This window comes from Pseudonocardia sp. McavD-2-B (assembly GCF_024124365.1).
GTDB lineage: Bacteria > Actinomycetota > Actinomycetes > Mycobacteriales > Pseudonocardiaceae > Pseudonocardia > Pseudonocardia alni.
On record NZ_JAMXSG010000202.1, the window covers coordinates 1 to 10,866 of the forward strand.

8 protein-coding genes are annotated in these 10,866 nt (G+C 74.7%); 4 read left to right on the forward strand and 4 right to left on the reverse strand.

Annotated elements, in window-relative coordinates:
* Positions 1-302: hypothetical protein (locus NH602_RS22145; protein WP_253068809.1), on the reverse strand; the 302-nt coding region annotated here is incomplete at its 3' end.
* Positions 303-382: 80 nt separating this feature from the next.
* A complete protein-coding gene (locus tag NH602_RS22150) occupies positions 383-907 on the reverse strand; it encodes a DUF402 domain-containing protein (protein WP_100880381.1) in 525 nt (174 codons plus the stop codon).
* 81 nt (positions 908-988) lie between these two features.
* Here NH602_RS22150 and uvrB point away from each other — a divergent pair, with 81 nt between their 5' ends.
* From uvrB to NH602_RS22170, 4 genes are all read left to right on the forward strand, one after another.
* Positions 989-3,226: an excinuclease ABC subunit UvrB gene (gene uvrB, locus NH602_RS22155; RefSeq protein ID WP_202416382.1), complete on the forward strand. Its 2,238-nt coding sequence runs from the start codon at positions 989-991 to the stop codon at positions 3,224-3,226.
* Between the two features lie 130 nt (positions 3,227-3,356).
* Complete coding sequence (locus NH602_RS22160; protein ID WP_179760222.1) at positions 3,357-4,646, forward strand: glycosyltransferase 87 family protein; 1,290 nt, start codon at positions 3,357-3,359, stop codon at positions 4,644-4,646.
* A gap of 88 nt (positions 4,647-4,734) precedes the next feature.
* On the forward strand, positions 4,735-6,021 hold the full coding sequence (locus tag NH602_RS22165) for a GAF domain-containing protein (RefSeq protein ID WP_253068810.1): 1,287 nt from the start codon (positions 4,735-4,737) through the stop codon (positions 6,019-6,021).
* Between the two features lie 136 nt (positions 6,022-6,157).
* Entirely contained in the window at positions 6,158-6,925 is a 768-nt protein-coding gene (locus NH602_RS22170) for an acetoin reductase (RefSeq protein ID WP_253068811.1), read from the forward strand.
* A gap of 44 nt (positions 6,926-6,969) precedes the next feature.
* Here the strand turns inward: NH602_RS22170 and NH602_RS22175 are convergent, their stop codons facing one another.
* Both NH602_RS22175 and NH602_RS22180 read right to left on the reverse strand, forming a co-directional pair.
* Positions 6,970-7,866 carry an ABC transporter permease gene (locus tag NH602_RS22175; RefSeq protein ID WP_253068812.1) on the reverse strand — a complete coding sequence of 299 codons (897 nt, stop codon included), beginning with the start codon at positions 7,864-7,866 and terminating at the stop codon, positions 6,970-6,972.
* Positions 7,863-10,866, reverse strand: a 3,004-nt coding sequence (locus NH602_RS22180; RefSeq protein WP_253068813.1) for an alpha/beta fold hydrolase, incomplete at its 5' end; no start/stop codon positions are given. The genes NH602_RS22180 and NH602_RS22175, both read right to left, overlap by 4 nt.

Genomic DNA, 10,866 nt, shown 5'->3' on the forward strand with positions numbered 1-10,866 from the left:
CCGCGGCCGACCGACGAGGGTTCGCCGGAGCCGACGACGCCTCCGCCGTCGACGACGCCCCGGCCCACCACGCCGAAGCCGACGACCCCGCCGCCGACCACGCCGCCGGAGACCTCGACGCCGAAGCCGACCGACGAGGGCACCCCGGAGCCGACGACCGACCCGGTCCCGACGACCACCAACTCGGCCGCGCCGACCACCACGTCGCCCGACCCGACGACCACCACCGGGACCACGACGCCGGAGACCTCGACCAGCGCCGTCGGCCTCGGTCCGGCGCAGTCCTCCGCGCTCTGACCCACCCGGGCCGGCCCCACCACGGCCGGTCGGTGCCCCGGGTGCGCCGTACGGACCGGCCGCCGTCGCCGGTCGGTGGCGACGGTCAGTCGCGAGCGTCCTCCGGCCGGTCCCGCGGCCCCAGGTCGATCCCCAGGGACGCCAGCCAGGCCACGTGGTCGTGGTCGTGCCGGACCAGCCCGTCGAGCACGGCGTGCGACCGCTCCAGGGCGTACTCGGCCAGGTCGGTCCCAACCAGCCCCTGCGCCACGGCGGCGACGAACTCGTCGACGTCGATGACGTCGGTCCCGCGGCCGCGGCGCACCACGAGGTCCAGGTAGAGGTCGGTCATGTGCAGCCGCCTGCCCTCGCGGGTGATCGCGGCGACGTCGACGTACACGTCCTGGTCGCGTTCGTGCCCCGGCCGCCACCGCCAGTCCGACAGGCACACGCCCAGCTCCGGGAGCACCCAGGTCTCGATCCACCAGGCGTTCGGCCGGGCGACGACGGGCCGTGACAGGTACAGCCCCCAGGTCTCCTCGCGCAGTGTGGCGATCTCGCGGTGGGTCCCCTTGGTGTCGACCTGGACGCCCCGTTCGGGGTCGAAGGTCTGCGTCTTGGGCGGGTGCACGGTCGACCATCCTGCCTCCTCCGGAGGATCCGGCGGGGCGCACGGCGGGAAAGTGTCGGGGGTCGCTCGTACCCTGGTGTCATGGCATTCGCGACCGAGGTCCCGGGCAGCGCGGCGGACTCCCGTGCCCGGGAGGACGCTGCACACCCGGACGCGGGCACCACCCCGACGGACACCCCGCGCGCGCACTCCGAGCACCGCCCGGTGGGTGCGGTCGAGCGGAGCACGGCCCCGTTCCGGGTGGTCAGCGAGCACGTCCCGGCCGGTGACCAGCCGACCGCGATCGCCGAGCTGGACCGGCGGCTTCGTGCCGGCGAGCAGGACGTCGTCCTGCTGGGCGCCACCGGCACCGGCAAGTCGGCCACCACCGCGTGGCTGATCGAGCAGCAGCAGCGCCCGACGCTGGTGATGGCGCCGAACAAGACCCTGGCCGCGCAGCTGGCGAACGAGCTGCGGGAGATGCTCCCGAACAACGCGGTCGAGTACTTCGTCTCGTACTACGACTACTACCAGCCCGAGGCCTACATCGCGCAGACCGACACCTACATCGAGAAGGACAGCTCGATCAACGACGACGTCGAGCGGCTGCGGCACTCGGCGACGATGAACCTGCTGTCCCGGCGCGACGTCGTCGTGGTCGCCTCGGTGTCGTGCATCTACGGCCTCGGCACCCCGCAGTCCTACCTCGACCGGTCCGTCTCGCTGCGGGTCGGGGAGGAGGTCGAGCGGGACCGCCTGCTGCGGCTGCTGGTCGACGTGCAGTACACCCGCAACGACATGTCCTTCACCCGCGGCACGTTCCGGGTCCGCGGTGACACCGTCGAGATCATCCCCGCCTACCAGGAGCTGGCGCTGCGGATCGAGTTCTTCGGCGACGAGATCGAGGCGCTGTACTACCTCAACCCGCTGACAGGGGAGGAGGTCGAGCAGGTCGACGAGATCAAGGTCTTCCCGGCGACGCACTACGTCGCGGGCCCGGAGGCGATGGAACGCGCCGTGCGCGCCATCGAGGCCGAGCTGGAGGAGCGCCTCGCGCAGCTGGAGAACCAGGGCAAGCTGCTCGAGGCCCAGCGACTGCGGATGCGGACCCAGTACGACATCGAGATGATCCGCCAGGTCGGGTTCTGCTCGGGCATCGAGAACTACTCGCGCCACATCGACGGCCGCGGCGCCGGCACCGCGCCGGCCACCCTGATCGACTACTTCCCGGACGACTTCCTGCTGGTCATCGACGAGTCGCACGTGACCGTGCCGCAGATCGGCGGCATGTACGAGGGCGACATGTCCCGCAAGCGCAACCTCGTCGAGTACGGCTTCCGCCTCCCCTCGGCGGTCGACAACCGGCCGCTCACCTGGGAGGAGTTCGCCGACCGGATCGGCCAGACCGTCTACCTGTCCGCGACCCCGGGCCCCTACGAGCTCAACCGCACCGGCGGCGAGTTCGTCGAGCAGGTCATCCGCCCCACCGGCCTGGTCGACCCCGAGGTCGTCGTGAAGCCGACCAAGGGCCAGATCGACGACCTGGTCGCCGAGATCCGGGACCGGACCGCCAAGGACGAGCGGGTCCTGGTCACCACGCTGACCAAGAAGATGGCCGAGGACCTCACCGACTACCTGCTCGAGCTCGGGATCAAGGTCCGGTACCTGCACTCCGAGGTCGACACCCTGCGCCGGGTGGAGCTGCTGCGACAGCTGCGGTCCGGCGAGTACGACGTGCTGGTCGGCATCAACCTGCTCCGCGAGGGCCTCGACCTGCCCGAGGTGTCGCTGGTGGCGATCCTCGACGCGGACAAGGAGGGTTTCCTCCGCTCCGGCACGTCACTGATCCAGACCATCGGCCGCGCGGCGCGCAACGTCTCCGGCCAGGTCCACATGTACGCCGACCGGATCACCGACTCGATGCGGTATGCCATCGACGAGACCGACCGGCGCCGCGCCAAGCAGGTCGCCTACAACACCGAGCACGGCATCGACCCGCAGCCGCTGCGCAAGAAGATCGCCGACATCCTCGACCAGGTCTACCGCGAGGCCGAGGACACCGAGGCCGTCCCGGTCGGTGGGTCGGGCCGCAACGCCTCCCGCGGCAAACGGGCGGCGGGGGAGAAGGGCCGTCCGGCCGCGGCGGGCAGCTCCGGGGTGGCGGCGAAGGACACGGCGGGCATGCCGCGTGCCGAGCTGGCCGACCTCATCCAGCAGATGAACGACCAGATGCTCACCGCCGCACGGGACCTCCAGTTCGAGCTGGCGGCCCGGCTCCGCGACGAGATCGCCGACCTCAAGAAGGAGCTGCGGGGGATGGACGCGGCCGGGGTGTCGTAGGCGGGTCCCGCAGCGGGGCGCGGGGTCGCGCCCCGCTACCGTGGTCCACCGTCGTCCCCAAGCGGCCGCCGGGCTCCGCCCGTCGCGCGGCCCGTACCCGTCCGGCCCGGCCGCACACGGAGGAGCCCGCGTGACCGTCACCCGCACCCCGCACGACCCCGACGTGCCCGCCGCTCGCGGCGGGGCCGCCGCGGTCCTCGCCGGACGGCTGCGGACGGCGGCGCTCACCCCCTGGACACTCGTGGTCACGGTGCCGCTGCTGGCCGCGGCGCTGTACTGGTCCTGGTTCCGGCTGCGCGGCTACGCACTCGACCTCGACGTCTACCGGATCGGCGTGCAGGTCTGGCTGGACGGCGGTGACATGTACGGTCGGCTCCCGCTGCCCCTGCACGGGCCCGAGCTGCCCTTCATCTACCCGACCTTCGCGGCGATCTCGATGGTGCCGCTGACCGTGGTGCCCTACGCCGTCGCGTTCACCGCCCAGTTCGTCGCCTCGGTGCTGTCGCTGGCGGTCTGCATCGCGCTCACGATCCGCGTCGCGTGGCCCGCGGGCGGGCGGCGGGCCCCGTTCGTGCTGGGCGTGCCGGTGCTGGCCGCGGCGCTGCTCACGGAGCCGGTCGCGCAGACGTTCGCCTTCGGCCAGATCAACCTCGTGCTGATGCTGCTCGTGCTGGTCGACCTGCTCGCCCCGCGGACCTGGTGGCCGCGCGGGCTGCTGCTCGGCCTGGCCGCGGCGATCAAGCTGACCCCGGGCGGGTTCGTCCTGTACTTCCTGGTGCGGCGGGACTGGAAGGCGGCGGGTGTCGCCGTCGTCACCGGCATCCTCGCGACCGGCCTCGGGTTCGTCGTCGACCTCGACTCCTCGGTGCGGTACTGGTTCGTCGGGGGACCGGCGGCCGGGGTCAGCGGCTCGACGTTCTTCTCCAACGAGACCGTGCAGGCCGTGCTCGCCCGCCAGGAGGTCCCCGACCCCTGGTTCCACATCCTGTGGCTGGGCATCGTCGCCGTCCTGCTGGCGCTGGCCGTGCCGGTCATCCGGCGCTCCGAGCCGGTGATCGCGATGTCGGCGACGGCCGCCGTCGTGCTGATGGCGACCCCGACCGCCTGGTCGCACCACTGGGTGTGGGTGGTGCCCGCGCTGATCGGGATCGGTGCGCACGCGCTGCGGTACCGCAGCGCCGGGTGGGCCGCGGTCGGCGCGGTGATCGCCGCGATCTTCTACATCGCGCCGTTCCGCTGGATGCCCAACGTGTGGGGCGTAGAGATGAAGTGGAGCCTCTGGGAACAGTTCCTCGGGGCCAGCTACGTCATCCCCGCCGCGCTGACCCTCGGACTGTGCTGCTGGTACGTCACCCGGGGCCCGGGCCGTCCCGGCGGTCCGCGGGCCCCGCACGCCGAACGGCGTCGCGTCGGCTCCTGACCCTCCGGCGGGGGCCGCCCGGGCACGACCGCCCGCGGCTATGGCGCGGGTCACGGGCACCCGCCTACTGTGGGAGCCGGAGGTGCCGGTGGAGCCAGTCGACGACGACCGGAACCGGGCAGGTGTGTGCGCCGTCCGCCCGGGGACCGACCTCGGTCGGCACGCCCGGATGCTGTCCCGGCTGCACGACGCGGTGCTGTCCGGCGACGCACGCCCCGACGACACGGCGCGCGGACGTCGGCTGGTCACCCGCTCCTGGGACCGGGTCCGGGCCCAGGGCGTGGACCCCGACGCCGGTGAGCCGCCCGGCCCGCTGGACGCCGCCGTCGTCGAGCAGCGCCGCGCGACCTCACCGCTGGTGCCGGTGCTGCCCGCGTTGCGTGCCGCGCTGACCTCGGTCGCCGAGGACGCCCGGCACGTGATGGTTGTCTGCGACGCCGACGGGGTCCTGCTGTGGCGGGAGGGCTCGACCGCGGTCCGCCGCCGCGCCGACGCGCTCGGGTTCACCGAGGGCGCGGAGTGGTCCGAGCAGTCGGTCGGCACCAACGCGATCGGGACCGCGCTCGCCGAGGGCGGGCCGGTGCAGATCTTCTCCGCCGAGCACTTCGTACGCAGCCACCACGGCTGGACCTGCACCGCGGCCCCCGTGCACGACCCGCGCAGCGGCGAGCTGCTCGGCGTCGTCGACCTGTCCGGGCCCGCCGAGACCATCCACCCGACGACCGTCGCGCTCGTCGACACCGCGGTGCGGCTCGCCGAGGCCGGGCTGTGGCAGCGTCACGAGGCCCGCCTCGACGCGCTGCGCACCATCGGCGCCCCGATGCTCGCCGGCGACACCGGGCCGGGCCTGGTGGTCGACGACCACGGCTGGGTCGCCGCCGCGTCCGGGCTGCCCGGTGTCGAACGGGTCGCCGCACCGGTACCGGAGCGCCTGATCGCCGTCCACGGGCTGGGGCCCTGCCTGCCCGAGCCGGTGCCCGGCGGCTGGCTGCTGCGCCCGGCGTCCGGCGGGAGCAGGCGGATGCGGCTGCGCCTGGACCTGGACGGCCGTCCGCCGCAGGCCGTCATCGAGGGCACGACCCGCTGGGTGCACCCGCTGTCGACCCGGCACGCCGAGGTCCTGGTGCTGCTCGCCCGGGCCGGGGCCGGCGGGCTGGACGCGGCCACGCTGTCCCAGGGGCTCTACGGCGACCGGGCGCACCTGGTCACCGTCCGCGCCGAGATGTCGCGGCTGCGCCGGAACCTGGGCGGGATCCTGCTGGCACGCCCCTACCGGATCGCCCCCGAGGTCGAGCTGGACCTGACGGGGCTGGCCGGTAGCCGGGTCGTGCGGGAGTCGACCGCGCCGGGCGTGGCCGTCCTGCGTCGCGACTGAGCGACCCCGTCGCTGCAACCCGGCTGCAACGCTGTCCGTGACCCGCGTCACCGGCTGGACTTGGGGTCGCGGGAACGTCCCGCCGCGGCAGGGACGCCGCCCCCGGCGGCCCGCGCGAGCGAACTGGGAGGCCGACATGGGTGTCGCCGTGGTGACCGGAGCCGGACGCGGGATCGGGCGGGGCATCGCCCTTCGCCTGTCACGGGACGGGCACGCCGTCGCGGTCAACGACCGGGACGCCCACGGCGCCACCGCCGTCGCCGAGGAGATCCGCGCGGCGGGCGGGACCGCGGTGGCCTACCCGGCCGACGTCACCGACCCCGGCGCGGTCACCGCGATGGTCGGCCAGGTCGCCGAGGAGCTCGGCGGTCTGGACGTGATGGTCGCGAACGCCGGTATCGCCCAGGTCAAGCCGCTGCTCGAGGTGACATCCGACGATCTGCGCACCATCTTCGACGTCAACGTGTTCGGCGTCGTCTACTGCCTGCAGGCCGCCGCCCGCGTGATGATCGACCGGGGGACCGGCGGCAAGATCGTCAGCGCCGCGTCGATCGCCGGGCACCAGGGCTTCGACCTCCTCGGGCACTACTCGGCGACCAAGTTCGCCGTCCGTGCCCTCACCCAGGCCGCGGCCAAGGAGCTGGCGCCGCACCGGATCACCGTGAACGCCTACTGCCCGGGGATCGTCGGCACCGACATGTGGGACCTGATCGACGAGCAGATGGGCGCCCGCAGCGGCGCGGGGAAGGGCGAGACGCTGAAGCAGTACGCGACCGGTATCCCGCTGGGCCGGGTGCAGACCGCCGACGACGTCGCCGCCTTCGTCTCCTACCTCGCCGGTCCGGACTCCGACTACATGACCGGCCAGGCCGTCATGATCGACGGCGGGGTGGTCATGGTCTGAGGGCCCACCGGGTGCCGGGCCGCGCGGCCGGCCCGGCACCGCGGTCAGCTGGTGATGTCCTTGGTGCGGAACCGCCACGCCGCGAGCCCCAGGAACAGGCTCGCGTAGCAGACCGCGGAGAACGTCCCGTAGGTCATGTCCGACCAATCGACGTCGGTCGCCAGCAGCGCAGACCAGGCGTCGCCGTAGTGCGTCGGGAGGAAGTCCCGGATGATCCCCAGGTCCTCGATCTGGTCGATGATCTGGGAGACGATTGAGGCCATCACCGCGCCGCCGACCGCGCCCAGCGGGGCGTCGGTGCTCACCGAGAGCAGCAGCGCCAGCCCGGCCACCCAGCTCAGCTGCACGGTCACGTACAGCGCGCCGAGCATCACCCGCCCGGCCGCGCTCCAGAACGGCAGCGACTCCCCGATCGGCGAGACCAGGTCGCCGGTGCCGTAGGCGATCGCCCCCACCACGAGCGACGCGATCGGGAGCAGCAGCAGCGCCGCCACCGACAGCACCCCCGCGACGACGGCCTTCTGCCGCAGCAGCCGCGCCCGCGGCACCGGGACGGCCAGCAGGTAGCGCAGCGACGACCACGACGCCTCCGAGGCCACCGTGTCGCCGAAGAACAGCGCGACCAGTACCACCAGCAGGAAGCTCGCCGAGGCGAACAGCGTGAACACCGCGAAGTTCGCGGCGCTGCCCGACGCCAGGTCGACCAGGCTCGGGCCACGGGCCCCGGGCTCGTCGTCGCCGAGGGAGAACGCCGCCCACAGGATGATCGGCATCGCCACGACCAGCGCGAACGCGACCTGGGTGCGACGGCGCTGGAGCTGGCGGACCAGCTCGGTGCGCAGCGGCATGGTCCGTCCCGGGACGGCGGGCGGCGCGGCCCGGCCGGTCACGAGGTCGCCGACGTGCCCGCGGCGGGTCGAGAGCTGACGGTCGTCACTCACGAGGTACCTCCGACGTCGCGCCCCTCGGGGCCCACCAGTTCCAGGAACGCGTCCTCCAGCCGCCCGCGCGGCCCGGCCGCGCTGACCGCGACCCCGCCGGACACCAGCGCGGCGACGGCGTCGGCGCGGGCGGTGCCGTCGAGGTGGGCGTGCACGACGCCCGGCTGGTCCCCGGTGACGACGTCGGTGACGCCGTCGAGGGCGGCCAGCACGGCCCGGGCCCGGCCGGTGTCGTCCACGGTGAACGACGAGCCGCCCCCGGCCGCCATCAGCTCGGCGACCGTCCCCGCCGCGACGACCGTGCCGCGGTGCATGACCACGACCTCCGAGCAGGTCTGCTCCACCTCCGACAGCAGGTGGCTGGACACGAGCACGGTCCGGCCGCCCGCGGCGTAGCGGCGCAGCAGCTCGCGCATCGCGTGGATCTGGGGCGGGTCGAGCCCGTTGGTGGGCTCGTCGAGGATGAGCAGCTCGGGCAGGCCCAGCATCGCCTGCGCGATCGCGAGGCGCTGCCGCATGCCCTGGGAGTAGGTGCCGACGCGGCGGTGCACCGAGTCGCCGAGCCCGGCGATCTCCAGCGTCTCCTCCATCCGCGCCTGCTCCGGCGGGCGGCCGGTGGCCTCCCAGTAGAGTCGCAGGTTCTCCGCGCCCGACAGGTGCGGCAGGAACCCGGGGCCCTCGACGAACGCGCCGATCCGGGACAGCACCGCCGCGCCGGGACGGACGGGGCGACCGAACGCCGTCATCGTCCCGGCGGTGGGCGAGATCAGGCCCATGAGCATGCGCAGGACGGTCGTCTTGCCGGCGCCGTTCGGGCCGAGCAGGCCGAGCACCGCGCCGCGCGGCACGGTGAACGACACGTCCGACACCGCGGCGAACCCGTTGCGGTAGGTCTTCGCCAGCCCGCGGACGACCAGCGGCGGCGCGTCGCCGGGCACGTCGTCGTCGGAGGGCTCGGTCCGGCGCGACCGCAGCCGCGCCACCAGCCACACCAGGAGTGCCGCGGCCAGCACCGCGGCGATCCCGAGCACCGGCCACAGCGGAACGGTCCCCGCCGACTCGGTGCGGCCGGGCACCTGGGGCACCGACAGCGCGGTGTCCCCGGCGAGCCCGACCCGCCACACCGCAGGGTCGGCGCCGGAGTCGTAGCCCTGGTCGGTCGTCGACAGCTGCACCAGCAGGCGGCTGCCCGCCTGCACCGGCGCGACGACGCCGGGCAGCGTCACCGTCGCCTCGGCGGGGGAGCCGTCGGCGGGGACGGCGATCCGCAGCGGTGCGACGGCGTTGCCCAGCAGCGTGCTGCGTCCGTCGGGGGTGAGCGTGGTGAGCGACGCGAACAGCACCGCGGTGTCCGGGGCGGGCTGTCCGGCGACCCGCGCGACGCGCACCGTCACCCGCGGCGCCCCGGAGGGCTGCATCGCGTCGGCGACGGGCGCGGTGAGGAACCGGGCGGACTGGCCCGGCGTCGTCAGGCCGGACAGGCCGCCGAGCGAGCCCAGCGACCCGAGCGCCGAGCCGAGGCCGGGCAGCGACGTGAGCGCCGACGGGTTCCCGCCCGGTGGGTGGACGACGGTCTGCTCGCCGCCGTCCAGGGGCAGCGCGGTCGTCGGGGCGGGTCCGGAGCCCGCGGTCAGGCCGGGGTAGGCCCCGGCGAGGACGGTCCGGCCGGTGGGGGTGTCGCCGCGGGTGCGGACGGTGCTGCGGACCTGGTAGGCGAAGGGGGCCTCGGCGAGACCACCGGTGGTGCCCTGCGCCGCGGGCAGGCCGCGCAGGTGCTGGTCGAACCAGTCGGCGATGCGGGCGCGGACCTCGGAGTCGGGGCCGCCGCCGTCGTGGCCGCCGGCGAACCACAGCACCGACACCGGGGTGCCGTTCGCGGCGATCTGGCGGGCGTTCGCGTCGGCCTGGTCGAGGCCGAACAGGGTGTCCTGCTCGCCCTGGACCAGCAGTGTCGGTGCGGTGATCCGGTCGGTGACGGTCGCGGGGGAGGAGCGGCGGAGCAGCTCGGCCAGCTCCGGGGAGACGCGGCCGGTGCGGGCGGCCTCGCCGTAGGCGGCGCAGACGTCGCGGGCGAAGCGTCCGCAGATCGGGTCCGACCCCGGCTGCGACGCGTCCTGTCTCCGGCCGGCGGCCGCGCCGGTCGCCGTGGCGTCTCCCGGACCGTCCGCGGTCCCGGCGGCGGTGCCCGGTCCCGCGGTGCCGCCGGCGCCGTCCGGCCCGGACACGCCCGCGGTGCCCGTGCCGGTGCCGTCGGAGGAGGACGCCCCGCCCGAGGACGAGCCGAAACCGCCCCCACCGCCGGAGCCGCCGAGCCCTCCGGAGGAGCCGGCGGCGGCACCCGCCGGTGAGTCCCCGCCCGCGGGCACCCGGCCACCGGAGCCGAAGAACACCCCGGCCCAGCCGCTCTTGAACACCCCGTCGCCGGCGCCCGCACCGGCCGCGGGCGTGCCCGGCGGCGCCGCACCGGCCGGGACGGCGTTGTTCGGGAACAGTGCCTGGCCCAGGTCGTTCCAGGTGATCACCGGCACGATCGCGTCGATCCGCCGGTCGAACCCGGCCAGCAGCAGGGCGAGGCCACCGCCGTAGGACCCGCCGGTCACACCGACGCGGGGGTCGCCGTCGGCGTCGCGCTGCACGTCGGCGCGCGCGGCGAGGCGGTCCACCAGCCGCGACGCGTCGGCGACCTCGCGGTCGGGGTCGTCCAGCCCGATCGAGCCACCGGAGGCGCCGAAACCGCGCGCGGTCCAGGTCTGCACCACGTAGCCGCGGGCGGCGAGCTCGCGGGCGTCGGAGTCGACGGAGGCCTTGCTGCCGCCGAAGCCGTGCGCCACCAGCACCGCGGGCGCGGGGGAGGCCGCGGTCGCCGAGGCGGGGACGTAGAGCGAGGTGTCCAGGTCGATCGTGCCCGGCTGCCCGGGGCCGGCCGGGACGGCGACCTTCTCCTCGCTCACGGCGACCGCGCCGCCGTCGTCGGCCGCCGCGGAGGGCGCCGGCGCGGCG